Here is a 15,872-nt window from a genome sequence, read left to right on the forward strand (position 1 = left end):
CGCCGATTCCGCTTCACTCGTCCCACCCGCAGGCGCTGATCAACCACAGCGTGTGGGCGCCGTCGGTGGCCAGGGGCGTCAGCGCCTCGCGGGGCAGCTCGTCCAGCCTGTTGGACCACCGGGGTGCCTCCGCTCCTCCGGGTGCACCGCCCTCTGTCGGGTCGTCGTCGGTGTAGTAGTAGTGGGCGCCCAGCCGGTCCAGGGCGACGCACACCTCCGGGTCCGTGAGGATCTCATCCACATGGGCCGCTACGAAGCGGCGATCCGGCTCCGTGTAGCGGCGCAGGGTCGGGTAGACCACGTCCGTGCCGGTCAGCGACAGGTAGTAGGCCGAGCCATTGGTGGGCTGCCCGAGGACCACGGCGCCGGCGGGCAGGAGCTGAGCCGAGGAACGGATGAAGTCCGCCTCATCGTCGCTGAGCATCATCGGCCAGCGGGTGGCCAGCGGTTGGTAGGAGAAGGCGATCACGTAGTGATGGAACCCGGAGCGGGCGACGGCGGTACCGCCCAGGGCGGTCACGCTCACCGCCACCAGGACCGCTGCGGCCACAGGCATCGCTAGCTCCCGGCGGCGCGGACGCATCGGCTCCGTAAGCGCGGCGCGGCGGGAGCGGGCCGTATCGGCCAAGCCCTCCAGCGCCGTCGCCGCCAGCACCAGCACCGCGATCTCCAGCAGCGGCACGATACGCGCACGCTGCAAATACCAGGGGGAGGCGAGCAGGCGCAGCGGGCCGTCGGTGGACACGGAGGCGATCATCAGTACCACGGCGAGCACCGCGGTGAGAATCGCCCACCGGTGCCGACGCCGAATCACCGAGACGATCACCCCGGCGGCCGCAACCACGGTCAGGCCGGCTCCGCCCCAGCCGCCGTCGCGCACGGCCCAGATCATCGCCGAGTCATGGAAGGCCTCGCGCAGAACCGCCACCACGCTCGCGCTCGGGCGGTGGTAGGTGAACAGCATGCGCAGTTGGTCCCAGAAGCCGATAACCCCGATCAACACGGCCACCAGGACCATACCGACCAGTCCCAGGATGACCGCCCGCTGACGGTTCCCAGTACGCCAACGCCGCTCCACCGCCGCCAGCCCGACCACCAGCAGCGCGGGCACGCCGATAACCGCCAGGTTGAACACGGAGGTGCCGTGCACCGCCACCAGGCCCAGGCACGCGACAACAGCGGCCAGCCGGCCTCCCGCCGGTGAGGCGGTCGCCCGGCGGGCGCCGTGCCGGGGACGGGCCACCATCACCAGCGACACCGCCCCGGGCAGCAGGCACACCGCCCAGCCATAGGGCCACAGGGTCGCCATGAGTACGAAGGGGCCCGTGGCCACGGTGGAGGCGAGGATGCCGGTCAGCAGGGGCAGAGCGTCCCGCACACGCCGCGAGGGTGCGCTGAACAGGGCGGACAGCAGCGAGGCGCAGCCCAGTGGCCAGACCACGGCCAACCCGACCAGCACGGTGAGGTTGGCGGACACCGCAATTGGCGCCGGGACGATGGCGGTCAGGGCGTGCCAGCCGGTCGGGTAGTAGTGGATCTCCCCCCAGTACATGGGGGCGAGCGAGCCGATGGGGTAGGCATCGGCCAGGGAACGCACGTAGGCGGCCGCATTCAGATGCCATACGCCGTCGGAGGCCTGCATGGGTTGATCCGCCGGGCCGATGCCGGTGACCACCGCCCATCCGGACAGGGTGGCGGCCAGGGCCAGAGCCGCGCCCAGTGGCCACCACGGCCCCGGCCCCACGGCGGGTGGCCGCAGCCAGGCGCACAGGCGATCCCAGCCTGAGCCCGACGCGGGCGGACGTCCGTGGCGGCGCCGGGTCCAGGCACGGGCTCCCGCCGCGCCGACCAGGCAGAGCAACAGCAGCACCAGCGTGCCGATGACGGCGGTGACCGTGCGCCAGGGGACCCCGGCCCAGTGGTACAGAACGTTCAGCGTGCCCAGGGCGGCTGCCGACATGGCCGGGGCACCGCCCAGGGACTGCAGGCGCGCCAGCCCGAAGGCCCGCCCCACCAGGTAACCGGGGACGAGCAGAATGCTAAGAAGGAAGGCGGCGGCAGGTAGTGCCTGGAGCCAGGTCACTTGCCCCCGCCGATGGTCAGGCGGGGGGTGCCCTTCCACAGGGCGGGATCGGTGATGCGGCGCCCGTCCAGCAGCAGCCGCACACCGGGCAGGTCCGCGGGGCTCAGGGCGGCGTACTCGGGGTGGTCGGCCTGCACAATGGCAACATCCACATCATCCCCGAGGTGGTAGGCCCCCCACCCGAAGTCCGCCAGCTCGGCGTCGGTATACATGGGGTCGTGCACCAGGACGGCTGCGCCCTTGGCGCGCAGCGCCTCCACCGTGGGGAACACGCCGGAGAAGGCGGTCTCCTTGACCTTGCCGCGGTAGGAGGCGCCCAGCACCACCACCCGCAGGCCCTTGAGGTCGCCCAGCAGCTCCTCGGCGCGGTCGACCACGTACTGCGGCATGGTGGCGTTGAAGGAGCGGGCGGTGCGCACGATCGAGGCGTCCGGGTCGGTGGACAGGTACAGGCGCGGGTAGACGGGGATGCAGTGGCCGCCGACGGCGATGCCGGGCCGGTGGATGTGGGAGTAGGGCTGGGAGTTGCAGGCGTCGATGACGCGCTGGATGTCGAAGCCGGCCTTGTCTGCGTAGACGGCGAACTGGTTGGCCAGGCCGATGTTGACGTCCCGGTAGGTGGTCTCGGCGAGCTTGGCCATCTCGGCGGCCTCGGCGGTGCCCATGTCCCACACGCCGTTGGGCTGCGGCAGGTCGGTGCGCTCGTCGAAGTCCAGGACCTGCTCGTAGAAGCGGATGCCGGCCTCGGTGCCGGCCTGGTTCAGGCCGCCCACCAGCTTGGGGTAGCGGCGCAGGTCGGCGAAGACCCGCCCGGTCAGCACGCGCTCGGGACTGAAGACCAGGTGGAAGTCCTCCCCCTCCTTCAGCCCGCTGAGCTCCTCAATGAGCGGCTTCCAGCGGCCGCGGGTGGTGCCCACCGGCAGCGTGGTCTCGTAGGAGACCAGGGTGCCGGGGGTCAGGTGCTCGGCCAGGGAGCGGGTGGCGGCGTCCATCCATGCGAAGTCCGGCTCCCAGGTCTCGTCGTTGACGAACAGGGGCACCACCAGCACCACCGCGTCGGCCCCGGGGATGGCCTCGGCGTAGTCGGTGGTGGCGCGCAGCGCCCCGGCGGGCACGAGCCGCGCCAGACGGTCCGCAAGCTCCGCCTCACCGGGGAAGGGCTCGCGGGCGGCGTTGACGGCCTCGACGGTGGCGGGGTTGACGTCCACGCCGATGACCTCATGCCCCTTTCCGGCGTACTGGACGGCCAGGGGCAGACCGATCTTTCCCAGGGCGACAACGGCGATGCGCATGCGGATTCCTTCCTCAGCGGCGGCGGCAAACACCTGTGAGGATACCCGTTCACCTAGCCGCATCGCCCCCGAGGAACAGGGCATCATAGTGAGCCCTGACATGCGACCAGTCGTTGGTGCGCAGGATGTGCTCCTGCTGGCGGCGGCGGTAGTCGGCGTCGTCGGCCAGGGCCAGGATGCGGGCGGCGGCCTCCTGCGGGGTGTCCACCACCCAGTCGGCCGGGAACAGCGCCGCCGGGCCGCCCCAGCGGGCGACGTCGGGCCAGTTGCGGCACACGGGCAGGGCGCCGGAGGCGACCCCCTCGATGAAGCCCTCGTGAGTGCCCTCCCGGCGCGAGGCGGAAATGATGACGCCGGCGCGCCGCAGGTATTGGGGCACCACCTCGGTGCGGCCGGTGATGGTCACGGCGTCACCGAGGGCGGCCAGGCGGGCGGTGACGGCGTCGGCGTAGATGCGCTCCTCCGCAGACAGGTGACTTGGAAAGCCGGGGCCGATGAGCAGCAGATGCCAGGCGGGGTCGTTCCGACGCAGCAAGTCGAGGGTCTCCAGCGCCCAGGCAGGATCCTTGACCAGCGCGGCCCAGCCCACCAGCGCCAGGGTGCGGGCCGCGCTTGGCTCCTTGGGCAGGGCGAAGCGCTGCAACTGCGCTCGATTGGGGATGGTAACGACCTTCAGGGCGTCGGGTAGGTGCAGGCTCGCACGCAGAATCTCCCGGATCGCGGGGGCGACGGTGACCAGCTGGTCCACAGCGGCCCAGTTCACCAGCTGCGGCATGACGGTCGAGGCCTCGTAGGAGTGGACGCGGATCAGGAGTCGCGCCCGCGGGGCGAGCACCGGCGCCACCAGACTGGCCCAAACCGCGGCCGCGTTGCCCCACTCCACGAAGATGGTGTCGGCCCAGGCCAGGGCGGTGGCCGCTTCGTCGAATTCACCGGTGAGCAGGCCGGCACCGACGGGGTCCGCTCCGCGGGCCAGGCGCAGGCGGGCGTGCAGGAGCCGGCGCCGCGTCGGGGTGGCGGGCATGCCCAGCAGGTCCAGGGTTCGCACCTCGCAACGGGCATCGGCGCGGTAGTCCTCCACGATGCCGCTCACGAAGTTCCAGTTCTTGAGGGCGATGAACAGTACCCGCTCCGGCCCCTCCTTCCGGGCGGGGCCGTGTCGGCGGGAGGCCAGCGGCGCGGTAGCAGCAGCCCACAAGGAAGAGGCGCGCAGCGGGGCCAGGAAGACGGCTGGGTCGGCGGTCAGGGCGGAGGTGACAGCTGCGAAGTGCAGGCTCGGGTGGAACATCATCCGCATGGCCATGTCGAGCAGTTCCTCCGCGGCCGCGTCGCGGCCGTCCGCCCAGGCGGCGTCGGCCTGGGCGAGCAGATCGGTCAGGGCGTGCGGGGGTATGGCTCCGGTTGCCGTCCGCGTACCCGTGTTCATGGCCAGGATGGCGTCCTCGACGGCGACGACGGCGGCCGCCCGCCTGCCGGACAGGATCCCGTGGGCCCGTCTCAGTAGACGGTGGGCGTGGGCATTCTCGCCGCGGTCTGCCAGGAAGCGGGCGCGGCGGGCCGTCTCGATGGCACCACCGACGGCGTCGCCGCGGCGGATGGCCAGGCGCAGGCGCGCCAAGGTGACGGAGGCCAGCGCGGCCTGTCCGGGCGGGGTGGCGGCGGCGCGGGCGGCGATCCCGGTGATCCCGGTGGCGGTGCGTGGCATCGGCGTTCAGTCCTGGTCGGGGGCCGGAGGTCTGCCGGCCGCGGAGGATACGGGCGCTGCGGGAAGCAGTTTGGTCAGCAGGGAAGCGGCCATGAAGCGCAGCGGCGCCTCCCGGTCCAGGAGCCAGGCGGGGTCGCGGGTGAGCAGGGTGGCGGGGCGGCCGTGTCGGCGGCGGGCCTGGGCGCGGTGGATGAGCGTGGCGGCCGGAACGTCCGGATCCAGGCAGGTGTCGAGCAGGTCCCGGTCCGCCCGCGACAGCACGCGCGCGAAACCGGGGGCGGCGCAGTGCAGGGACCGGCACATGCTCGCCAGCGCGGTCCGCTCGGTGGGCGTCCAGATGTCCTCCCGGTTACGGTAGTAGACCGCTCCGAACACGTGAATGCGCACCAGCTTGACCACCACGGCGCGCCGCTGCGCGGCCGTGAGGGAGGTGAACCAGGGGGCGGTGAGCACGCCGGGCAGGAAGCCGAGCTGCTCGGACATCGGGCGCACGTCATAGGTGACCCGATCCGTGGCGTCCTCGCCGATCAGGTAGACGGGCCCGGCGGCGTCGTAGGCGGTGGGTACGGCGGCGAACAGGCCGGTGACCATGGCGACGTCCCCGCCCACGGTGGCGCCCTCCACCAGGTGCGCGCCGGTACGCCGAAGCATCTCCACTCTGAGCAGCCCCAGCGGGGCGGAGCGGTAGGCCAGCCGGTCGGCGACAAGGTCGGTGCGGGCGAGTCGGCCAATGACCCGGGCGGCCCGGCGCCCGCGAGAGCGCAGATAGGGGGCGAGCAGCCGGGTGGGGCGCGGCGCGGGCGTGGGCACGATCGCCGTCGGGCGGCCCAGCGCCAGACGCGGAATCACGAACTCGGCGCCGGTGGCCTCGGCCAGCGCCAGCCAGGAGGCGACGGCCCCCGCGGCGAGGCGGTCGTCTGAGCCCATGATGGACACCCACGGGGTGCGGGCGGCACGCATGCCGGCGTTGAAGGGGCCGGAGGCGGAGGGGCGCGGGTCCGTGTGCTCGAGGTAGCGCACGGCCTCGCGGTGTGCGGGCTGGATCGCGGCGGCGATCTCCTCGGCGGGGCGGTTGTGGCACACGACGGTGACGGCGACCTCGGGGTTGCCGTCCAGCAGGGAGGCGACGGCGCGGCCGATCGGCCGGGTGGGCGTGTGGCAGGCGACGACGACGTCCACCCGCGCGCCGGGCGGCGGCTCGGGGCAACCGAGGTCGGTGCGCTCGAGGGTGTTGGGGCCGAGGCGACGCCGTCCCGAGGCGGCCTGGACCGGTGTTTCGTGCATGTCGTCTACCCCCGACTGCCGTGACCGGACCAGGCCTCGCCCCGCGGGGCGAGCAGGTCGCGGTAGGCGGTGTTGTAGCCGCGGGTGGCCGCGGCGGTGGAGAAGCGTTCGCCTACGGTCGCGCTGATGGCCTCGGCGGGGGTGGTGCTGGTGGCGGCATCCAGCTCGACGACGGCGTCGGCCCACTGGGACGCATCGCGGGCGCTTACCAGGCGCGAGTAGGCGGGGTCCAGGTATTCGCCCTGGCCGCCCTTGGCGCCGGTGACCACGGGCCGACCGGCGATGACGGCCTCGGCCACGGCGATGAAGAAGTTGTCGGAACGGGTGGGGGCGAGGAAGATGTCGGCATCCGCGAGCGCAGCGCGCACACCCGCGGCGTCCAGGGTGCCGGTCAGGGTGATGCGCCCGGCCAGCTCGGGGGCGGCGCCGCGCTCGGTGACGGCCTCGCGCAGGGGCCCCTCCCCCACCCAGGTCAGGCGGGCGTCGACGCCGCGGCGGGCGAGTTCGGCCACGACATCCAAAGCCAGCAGCGGGTCCTTGCGGTCAATGAGTCCGCCGACGCTCACCAGGCGCAGCGCCTGGTCGGCGCGGTCCCGCCGCGGGGAGGGCGGGTAGGGCTCGACAATGCACGGAACCACGCGGGTGTCGCGCTCGCCGCGCCCCGGGCGCACACCGTCGGCCAGGAACTGGGAGTCGGTGGTGACGATGTCGGGCAGGCGCAGCAGCTGGCGCAGTGCGGGCAGGGCGGCCCGGCCCGTCGGCGGCAGGGTCTCTGGCGCGGTCAGCGCTGACCAGTGCTCGGTGTGGATCCAGGGCGGCCGCGGCCGCAGCAGCGCCGCGGGTTCCAGCGCGGAGGCGGCCATGGTGTGCAGGATCTGGGGGGCGAAGGCGTCACTGCGCAGGGCCGCGGAGATCGCGCGAGCGGCGCGGGCGACATCTGCCGGGGACTGCGGGTTCATGGGGACCCGCCGCACCTGGAGGCCTTCGTGCAGCAGGCGGCGGGTGCCGTCGTCGTCCCCGGGTGAGACCAGGTGGAGCACGCGCAGCTCGTGCGCCCGGCCGATCGCGTGCAGGTTGTTCACCACGAAGCTGCCGCGCGAGGGTGCGACGGCGGTGGGGAACCAGGTGGTGACGGCGAGGACCCTCATGCGCTCTCCCCCGTTTCGGTGCTGCGGCCGCTCGGCACGGAGATCGTCGGGTCGACGGCGGCGGCGCGCCGGTCCGCCGCGAGGACGGCGTCCCACCAGCCGGTCATCTGCTGCTCGGCAGACAGCTCTTGGGCGGCGGCCTGGGCGGCGGCCTTGCCCGCGGCGACCTGCGCGTCGGTCAGCTCGTCCAGGGTGGCGGCCAGGGAGACGGCGGTGAAGTCCGCGGTGACGGCCCCGAGCCGGTACTGCTTGACGACGCTTGCCATTTCCGGGCTGGGAGAGACGACCACGGCCAGGCGGGCCTGGATGAAGTCGAAGAGCTTATTGGGCAGGGTGTGCTTGTAGTTGAAGGAGACCGGCGGGATGGAGAACACGCCGACGTCGTAGCGGGCGAGCGTGTCTATCAGCTCGGTGTAGGGGACGGGGTCCATCACCCGCACCCGGCCGGCGCGGTCGGCGGGCAGGGCGGCGGCCCGGGCGCGCAGGGCGTCGATTACGGCCGGGTCGTTGCGGGTCAGGTACAGGTCCAGGGTGACGTCGCGGCTGGCCAGGCCCACGGCGTCGACCATGATCTCCAGGTGCCGGTCGGGCAGGGCGGCGCCGGAGTGCACCAGCCGCAGCGGGAGCCCCACGGGGGTGGGTTCCGCCTCCCGGTAGGGGGTGGCGTTGGTGACCACGCCCGCGTGGATGCCGTATTCGCGCCGGTAGGCGTCGGCCAGGCCCCGGGCCACGGTGGTGACCGAGTCGGCCCGGGTCACGTAGGTGCGGCACAGCCAACGCACGTAGGGGGCGACGAAGATGCGCCAGCGGGGCACGCCCTCCTTCTGCCGAGGGGCGTACTCGTGCAGGTCAGCGTGGACGCCCCCGGGCGGGCGCAGCCACAGGGCCAAGGGGACGGTCTCGGCGTCGTCGGCCAGCACCACGTCGAAGTCGCCGGGCTCCAGGTGCGCACGCACCCAGGCGACCACCTCCTGACGCGCCTGGGCACGGGCGAAGCGGCGGGCGATCAGGTCGCCGCGACTCAGTCGCCAGGAGACGAGCTCGTCCGGGATGCGCACATGCCGGGCCACCCCGGCGGGCGCCTCGCCGTAGCCGCAGGTGGTGACCGCGTGGGTGGGGGTGAACAGCCGCACCTGCTTCAGTACGCGGGCGTCGGAGGCGATCGGAGAGAAGGAGAGGATCAGCAGGCGGGGGCGGCGAGCCGCGGGCACGGGATTGGCGGTGCGGCCGGAGGGGACGCTCATGCGCGCTCTCCCATCAGGGCGCGGCGATAGGCGCCGATCAGCGCGGTGGTCTCGTGCTCCCAGGTCAGCTGCGGGCAGGCGGCCAGCGCGGCCGCCCGGTACTGGTCGGAACCGGTCAGGATGCGGGCGATGGTGGCGGCCAGGTCCGCCGGGTCGTCCCCGGAGAACACCTCCCCCACCCCGTAGCGCTCGACGACGGCGCGAATATCAGGCAGGTCGGCGGCGGCCACGGGCAGGCCGCCGCGGATGGACTCGAACAGCTTGTTCGGCAGGGCGAAGCGGTAGGACAGGCAGGTGGGGCGTACGTGCACCACCGCCACGTCCGCGTCGGACAGGGCGTCGGCCACCTCGTGCGGGGCGACCGGCCCCACCTGGTGCACGCGGCCGCTCACGCCGTGGCGGGCGGCCTCCTGCCAGACCAGCGCGAGGTAGTCGGGCTCGCCGTATCCGAGCATGGCCAGGTGGACGTCGGCGGGCAGGTGGGCCAGCGCGGCGATGGTCTCCTCGATGCCGCGGGAGGTGGTGATGCGGCCGCCGTAGGCGATGATCCGGTCCGCGCGGGCCAGACCGGCCAGTTCGTGCAGGCGTCCGCGTGCCGGGTCCGGCAAGGGGCCGGCCGCGGGAATGTTGCGCACCAGGGCGGGGGGCCGCTCCAGGCGGTAGTGCTCGGTGAGCCAGCCGACGATGGAGGGCGAGACGGTGATGACCGCGTCGGCGCGGCGGATGCCGCGTCTTTCTATGGCCGCCTCCACCTGACGGGCGACGGGCCGGTCGGTGCGCACATTGCGGTGGAGCCACAGCTCGTGGGAGTCGTAGATGAGGCGGGCGTGGCAGCGGTCCACGATCCACAGGGCGGGGGCGAGGGTGTTGCCGTCGTTGGCGTGCACCACGTCGGGCATCCAGGCCAGGGCGGCGCGGGCGGCGCGCCGCCAGTAGTCCCCCAGCGACACGGTCTTGTAGGCGCGCATGGCGGCGTCCGCCGCAAGCGCGCCGACGCGGCCCGCCACCGCCTGTGCCGCAGTGGCTACGGCAGCGCGGGGTGCGCCGGTAGGCGTCCTCTCAGCCTGGATGCCGTCGGCCGCCCCTGCGGAAGTCACCGCCGCCCCCGCGGGACTCTCCGGCGTGCCCGGAGTCTCGGCGGCGCTGCCGGCGGCGGGGGCCTCCGGTGCCTCGGCTCCGGTGGGCGCGCCGCCCCTGCCGGTGACCCGATCGCGCAGGGCCGCCAGGCGGGGGGAAACGTTGGCGAGCGCGAACTCGCGGGCGCGCACAATGTCCACACCGTCGTCTACCGGCACGGTGCCCTCGGGGTAGCCGGAGTTCGCGCGGGCGACCGCGAAGATGCGCACCGTGGCGCCGGCGGCGCGCAGGGTGGCGGCCTCCTTCAGCACGCGGGCATCGTTGTGGGCGTCGTTGTAGACGAGCATGGCCACGCGCGGGCCACGGCCGTTGAAGGTGGGCAGGCGGTGGGCGGCAACCGCGTCACCGCCGCCGGCACCCGCCGAGTCGTGCTCCGAGAGGCTCATGCGGTCTCCTCCTGGTTCGTGCGGAAGGCGGCACCCACGGCGCCGCGGGCGGCCGACTCGTCGGCGTCGTCGAGCAGGCCGGCCAGTGCCGCCTGCTGGGCGAAGTCCGGGGCAGCCGCGACCACCTCGTCGAAGGTGCCGGAGGCGACCAGGTGGGCGTCGCGCATGAAGCACACCTGGTCGCTGTGGCGGATGGTGGCCAGGCGGTGGGCCACCACGATGACAGTGACCTCGCCGGACAGCTCCGCGACCGCCTCGGTGACGGCGGCCTCGGTGGCGGTGTCCAGGGCGGAAGTGGCCTCGTCCATGATCAGGACCAGCGGCTCGGAGTACAGGGCGCGGGCGATGCCCAGGCGCTGGCGCTGCCCGCCGGAGAGCTTCATGCCGCCCTCGCCGACGGAGGCCCAGATGCCGCCCTCGCGCTCCTCAATGACGTCGAGCAACTGGGCGCGGCGCAGCGCCCGGCGCACGCGGTCGACGTCGATGGAGTCGGTGTCCCAGGACAGGGCGACGTTGTGGGCGACGGTGGAGTCGAACAGGGACACCTCCTGGGGCACGTAGCCGACCCGGGAGCGCCAGGAGTGCAGCACCTGAGTCAGCGGCACGTCGTCGACCCGCAGCTGCCCGTCCGAGGGGGTGAGCAGGCCGAGGATCATGTCCACCAGGGTCGACTTGCCCGAGCCGGAGGCGCCTACCAGGGCGAGGGAGGAGCCGAAGGGCAGGGTCAGGGAGACGTGCTCAACCGCCGGGCTATCGGAGCCGGCGTAGGTGAAGGAGACGTCGTCGAGCACGAGGGCGCGGGCGTCGTCGGGCAGCTCGGTGCCGGCGACCATCTCGGCGTGCTGGGCGCGGTTGATGCGGCCGGCCTCGATCTCCGCGAGCACCCGCTCGGCATAGGGGATGTTGGAGCCGGTCTGCCCCATGATCGTCTGGAATCGGGTAATTGAGGGGACGATGCGGAAGCCGCACACGCCGAACAGCGCCAGGGAGGACAGCGCCTCGCCCTGGCCGCCCTGGGCGTAGCCGATGCCGGCCGCTATGGCCAGGCCGCCGATGAGTGCGATCTCCAGCAGGTAGCGGGGAACGGCGCCGAGGAAGGACTGGTCGGCCCGGGCCTGGGAGGCCTTGCGTCGTTCCGCCAGCACCACGCGCTCCAGCTCGGCGGCCTTGTCCCGCAGGGTGATCTCCTTCAGGGAGTGGACCATCTCGGATACCAGCCTCACCGAGCGCACCGAGTAGGTGCGGTTGTCCTTGCCCGCGGCCACGGCCCGGCGCAGCACCCACAGGTACATGATCAGTGCGACGATGCCGAAGTAGGCGACGGTGATCGCCGCCATGACGGGCCGGGCGACGAACAGCACCGCCATGACGGCGATGAAGGTGCACACCTCCCCGGCCAGTTGGGTGAAGGGGATCAGCACGCCGGAGACGGTGGAGGCCACGCCCACGTCGGTGGAGCGGACCAGGTCGGTGGAGTGGCGGCGCAGCCGCTCGGCCCAGGGGGCGTAGAAGAAGGAGTCGAGCAGCTGGGCGCCCAGGTCCTGCTCGAAGCCGGCGAAGCGCCGGGTGGAGGCCCGCTGGATGGCGATGGCCAGCAGGTCCTTGCTGATAATGAGCAGGCACACCACCAGCAGCAGCCAGACGGTGTCGGTTCCTCCCACGCTCATGCCGATCACCGGGACGGTGAAGGCGGCGCCGGTCATCAGGGGGGTGAGCAGGAGGGCCAGCAGCCCCAGCGCGGCGACATCCAGCAGTGACAGCGCCGAGAACAGGCCCGCAAAGGTGAGGATGAAGCGCGCGGCGTCGTGAGGCAGGACGCTCAGCAGATTCCTCACGGTGCGCAGCAGCAGACTCACCCGGCGAGTATATCCAGGGGCATCCGAGCGCGAGCCCTTCGCGTCGGCGCTTCCCCGCCCCCACACGCCGAGATCGGTAGAAGTTACGTGCCGAGATCGGTTGCCGCGGCGGGCGCCGGAACGGGCCGTGCCGACGACGGCTTCCGGGCGCGCCTGACGGGGCCTGCCTGCCGGTAGAGTCCGAGCCATGAAGGTGCTCTCCGTGGTCGGGGCCCGTCCCCAGTTCGTCAAGCTCGCCCCCATCGCCCACGCCTGCGCCGCCGCCGGCGCGGAGCACGTGATCGTGCACACCGGCCAGCACTACGACCCCATGCTCTCGGACGTGTTCTTCCGCGACCTGGGCATCCCGGCGCCAGACGTGCACCTGGGGGTGGGCTCGGGCTCGCACGGTGTGCAGACCGGGGCGATGCTGGCGGCGATGGACGGAGTGCTGGCCAAGCAGCGCCCGGACTGGGTGCTGGTCTACGGGGACACCAACTCCACGCTCGCCGGTGCGCTGGCGGCGGTCAAGCTGCACGTGCCCAGCGCGCACCTGGAGGCGGGCCTGCGCTCCTTCAACCGCGCCATGCCGGAGGAGATCAACCGGGTGCTCACCGACCACGCCGCCGACCTGCTGCTCACCCCCACCGCCGTGGGTGCCGCGCACCTGGCCGCCGAGGGACTGGCCGAGCGCACCGTGGTGGTGGGCGACGTCATGACCGACGTGCTGCTGCGGGTGCGCGATCAGGTGGCGGGGTCGCCGTCGCCGGTGATGCGCGAGCTGGGCCTGGCTGAGGGCGGCTACTCGCTGGCCACCATCCACCGGGCGGAGAACACCGACGACGCCGCCCGGCTGCGCGCGGTGCTGGATGCCTTGGCGGGCGTGGACCATCCGGTGGTGCTGCTGGCGCATCCGCGGCTGGTGGCCAAGTGCGCGGAGCACGGCATCGACCTGGACGGCGTGAGCACCGCCCCGGGCTCGCAGCTGCTGGTGCACCCGCCCCTGGCCTACCCGGAGCTGATCGCCTCCGCCCTGCACGCGCGCGGCGTGATCACGGACTCCGGCGGCCTGCAGAAGGAGGCCTTTCTGCTGCGCGTGCCTTGCACCACGGTGCGGCCGCAGACCGAGTGGGTGGAGACGGTGGAGCTGGGCTGGAACGTGCTGGTGGAGCCCGGAGCGGCGCTGGTGGATGCGGCCTCCCGGCCCCGGCCGGCCGAGCCGGAAGCGGCCGTGTCCGCTCCTTACGGGGATGGTCGGGCCGCCGAGCGGGTGGTGGCCGAGCTGCGCGCCCGCGCCGGCACCGTCACCTTCTGACCGGCCCGCACCCGGCCGGACCGCTCTGACTGGCCCGGCTCGGCCGACCGCCTACTAGCGCCACCCACCTCTACTACGAGCTTTTGCACGCTGGTACGAACTTTTGCACTCTGGTGTGCGCCAAATAGGCGTACACCAGGGTGCAAAAGCTCGTATCAGAGCACAAAGTCGCGTGTCAGTCCGCCAGCGACACCTCGGCCAGCAGCACCTCGGCGGCGTCGCGCAGGGCAGCCTGCATGGAGCGGTGCCGCATGACCCATTCCCGACGGCGCTCCGCCGCCTCCGCCCGCTGCGCGTCGTCCACGCGGGCCGCCTTCAGGGCGGACAGCATGGAGGCGGCGACCTGCTCGACGTCGTAATCGCTCGCCCAGCCCAGGGAGTTCGCCGGCAGGTCGGCCCGGGCAGGTCCCGGCCCGGCATACACGACCGGGGTACCGCAGGCCAGGGCGGCGAAGATCTTGGTCGGATAGGCGAAGTCGTAGCCGAGGCCGGGCCGGATGGACACCACTGCGGCCACCGCGCCGCGCTGCCAGGTGGCCGCCTCGGCCGCCAGCACCAGATCCCGGAACTCCACGCGCTCATCCCCGCCCGCCAGTTCCTTGAGCGCCTGCCAGTCGCTGCCCTGTCCCAGGAACACCAGCCGCGCCTCCGGCACCGACTCGTGCACCCGCCGCAGCGCCTCGATGAACACGCCCGCCCCCTGCCACTCCGAGGCGGTGCCGGCGTACAGGAAGTACGGTGCCGCCGGTGCCTGGGCGGCGCGCGGGCCTACCGGGGTGAACACCTCGGTGTCGATGCCGTTGGGCACCACAGTCACCTCCCGCGCGCCGAGCTCGCGCGCCCGCTCGGCCACGCCGTCGTTGACGGCCAGCACCGCGCGGGCGCCGCGCAGCACCAGCCGCTCTACGCTCCGCAGGGCGCCGACCACCCAGCGGGGGGCGCCGGTGGAGGCGGCGGCGTCGGACCACACGTCGGCGGCGTAGTAGGCGTACGGGGTGCCCCGCAGGGCGGCGGCCGCGCGCACGACCGCCCCGGTGGTGGGCGGCGGCTCGGCGACGATCAGGTCCGGCGCGGGGCCGGCCAGCAAGCGGGCGGCGAGCGGAATGTCGAAGCTGAGGTACTGGGCGTAGCCGCGGATATAGCCGTTCTCGTCGCGCAGCGCCGGGGCGGAGTACACGGTTACGCCGGGGTCGGCAGGGGCGGTCAGGCCCGGCGGGGTGGAGGTCAGCACCCTCACCTGCGCGCCGGCGTCGGCCAGGGCGCGGGCCAGGCCACGCAGGCGCAGGGCCGCCGCGGCCGGCTCGGGGGCGTACAGGCGGGTCGCCAGCACCACCCGGGGCGCTCCGCCACGCGGGCGGGCGCGCAGGGCGGCCGCCGCGAGTGCCGCAGCGGTGCCCGCGGCGGCCAGAGCGAGCGCGCGCCGGTTCACAGCTGCACGGTGCGTCCCTCGGCCGCGGAGGTCAGCACCGCCTCGACCACACGCAGCGTGGCCACGCCCTCGGCCATGGTGACGTGTTCGCTGCCCAGGCCGCGCACGGCGTCGCGGAAGCGCTCCTGCTCCAGGGCCAGCGGCTCGCGCTTGGGAATGGCGTAGCGGATCACGTCGCCCTCGGTGACGCCGCGGAAGATGGCCACCTGATCCCAGTCGGAGGCCACGGTGCCGTTGGCGTAGAAGGTCAGGTCGCCGGTGAGCGTGTCCGCCACGAAGGCGCCCTTCTCCCCGGTGACGATGGTGACGCGCTCCTTGAAGGGGGTCAGCCAGTTGACCACGTGGGAGACGATCACCCCGCTGGCCAGCCGCCCGGAGGCGACCACCATGTCCTCGTTCTCCCGCCCGGAGCGGTGGGCCACCTGGGCGCTGATGGACACATACGGCGAGCCGGCCACCCAGGCGGTCAGGTCGACGTCGTGGGTGGCCAGGTCCTTGACCACGCCGACGTCGCTGATGCGCGCCGGGAAGGGGCCCTGGCGCCGGGTGAGGACCTGGTAGACCTGGCCGAGTTCACCGTCGTCGAGCCGCTCCCGCAGGGCGCGCAGGGCAGGGTTGCAGCGCTCCACGTAGCCGACGGCGCCCACCAGGCCGCGGGAGGCGAAGGCGTCGCGCACCCGCTCGCCGGCCTCGACGGAGTGGGCGATGGGCTTCTCCACCATGGTGGGCACGCCCGCCTCGGCCAGCGCCAGGGCCACCTCCTCGTGGTAGACGGTGGGGACGGCGACCATGGCGGCGTCCAGGCCCGCGTCGATGAGGGCGTGCACGTCCGGCAGCACCGGCAGCTCCCCGGAGACGCCGAAGCGGTCGCCACCCGGGTCGGCCACGGCCACCAGCTCGACGCCCTCGGTGGCGCGGATGACGCGGGCGTGGTGGCGGCCCATGGATCCCAGGCCGATCAGGCCCACGCGCAGCGGGGCGCCGGGGCCCTGGGGCTTGCTCGTTTCAGCCATG

Annotated in this window: 11 protein-coding genes; 1 reads left to right on the forward strand and 10 read right to left on the reverse strand. The window is 73.2% G+C overall.

The window, feature by feature from the left end; genetic code table 11:
* Positions 1 to 13 precede the first annotated feature (13 nt).
* Genes BLR49_RS01805 through BLR49_RS01840 form a run of 8 tightly spaced genes read right to left on the reverse strand, consistent with a single transcriptional unit; the run spans position 14 to position 12,135 of the window.
* Positions 14 to 2,083 carry a DUF6541 family protein gene (locus tag BLR49_RS01805; RefSeq protein WP_092532451.1) on the reverse strand — a complete coding sequence of 690 codons (2,070 nt, stop codon included), beginning with the start codon at positions 2,081 to 2,083 and terminating at the stop codon, positions 14 to 16.
* Positions 2,080 to 3,375 (reverse strand): nucleotide sugar dehydrogenase, encoded by a 1,296-nt coding sequence (locus tag BLR49_RS01810; RefSeq protein WP_092532454.1) that lies wholly within the window; start codon positions 3,373 to 3,375, stop codon positions 2,080 to 2,082. Before BLR49_RS01810 ends, BLR49_RS01805 begins: the two co-directional genes overlap by 4 nt.
* Before the next feature lie 49 nt (positions 3,376 to 3,424).
* Positions 3,425 to 5,080 (reverse strand): glycosyltransferase, encoded by a 1,656-nt coding sequence (locus tag BLR49_RS01815; RefSeq protein WP_092532457.1) that lies wholly within the window; start codon positions 5,078 to 5,080, stop codon positions 3,425 to 3,427.
* 6 nt (positions 5,081 to 5,086) lie between these two features.
* The gene (locus tag BLR49_RS01820) at positions 5,087 to 6,364 is read right to left on the reverse strand and encodes a glycosyltransferase family 2 protein (RefSeq protein ID WP_092532460.1); all 1,278 of its coding nucleotides are present in this window, start codon (positions 6,362 to 6,364) and stop codon (positions 5,087 to 5,089) included.
* A 5-nt stretch (positions 6,365 to 6,369) separates the two neighbouring features.
* Positions 6,370 to 7,512: a glycosyltransferase family 4 protein gene (locus BLR49_RS01825; protein WP_092532463.1), complete on the reverse strand. Its 1,143-nt coding sequence runs from the start codon at positions 7,510 to 7,512 to the stop codon at positions 6,370 to 6,372.
* Positions 7,509 to 8,756, reverse strand: a complete 1,248-nt coding sequence (locus BLR49_RS01830) for a glycosyltransferase family protein (RefSeq protein ID WP_218121280.1) — start codon at positions 8,754 to 8,756, stop codon at positions 7,509 to 7,511. Before BLR49_RS01830 ends, BLR49_RS01825 begins: the two co-directional genes overlap by 4 nt.
* On the reverse strand, positions 8,753 to 10,279 hold the full coding sequence (locus BLR49_RS01835; protein ID WP_092532467.1) for a glycosyltransferase: 1,527 nt from the start codon (positions 10,277 to 10,279) through the stop codon (positions 8,753 to 8,755). The genes BLR49_RS01830 and BLR49_RS01835 overlap by 4 nt, the downstream gene beginning before the upstream one ends.
* Positions 10,276 to 12,135, reverse strand: a complete 1,860-nt coding sequence (locus tag BLR49_RS01840; protein WP_176765731.1) for an ABC transporter ATP-binding protein — start codon at positions 12,133 to 12,135, stop codon at positions 10,276 to 10,278. The genes BLR49_RS01835 and BLR49_RS01840 overlap by 4 nt, the downstream gene beginning before the upstream one ends.
* Before the next feature lie 187 nt (positions 12,136 to 12,322).
* On the opposite strand from BLR49_RS01840, the gene wecB reads away from it, so the two are divergent.
* The gene (wecB, locus tag BLR49_RS01845; RefSeq protein WP_092532474.1) at positions 12,323 to 13,429 is read left to right on the forward strand and encodes a non-hydrolyzing UDP-N-acetylglucosamine 2-epimerase; all 1,107 of its coding nucleotides are present in this window, start codon (positions 12,323 to 12,325) and stop codon (positions 13,427 to 13,429) included.
* 175 nt (positions 13,430 to 13,604) lie between these two features.
* Here the strand turns inward: wecB and BLR49_RS01850 are convergent, their stop codons facing one another.
* Complete coding sequence (locus tag BLR49_RS01850) at positions 13,605 to 14,858, reverse strand: glycosyltransferase family 4 protein (RefSeq protein ID WP_092532477.1); 1,254 nt, start codon at positions 14,856 to 14,858, stop codon at positions 13,605 to 13,607.
* Entirely contained in the window at positions 14,855 to 15,871 is a 1,017-nt protein-coding gene (locus tag BLR49_RS01855; protein ID WP_092532480.1) for a Gfo/Idh/MocA family protein, read from the reverse strand. The genes BLR49_RS01850 and BLR49_RS01855 overlap by 4 nt, the downstream gene beginning before the upstream one ends.
* Between the last annotated feature and the right edge of the window lies 1 nt (position 15,872).

The organism is Actinomyces ruminicola (genome assembly GCF_900103885.1).
GTDB classification, from domain to species: Bacteria; Actinomycetota; Actinomycetes; order Actinomycetales; family Actinomycetaceae; genus Actinomyces; species Actinomyces ruminicola.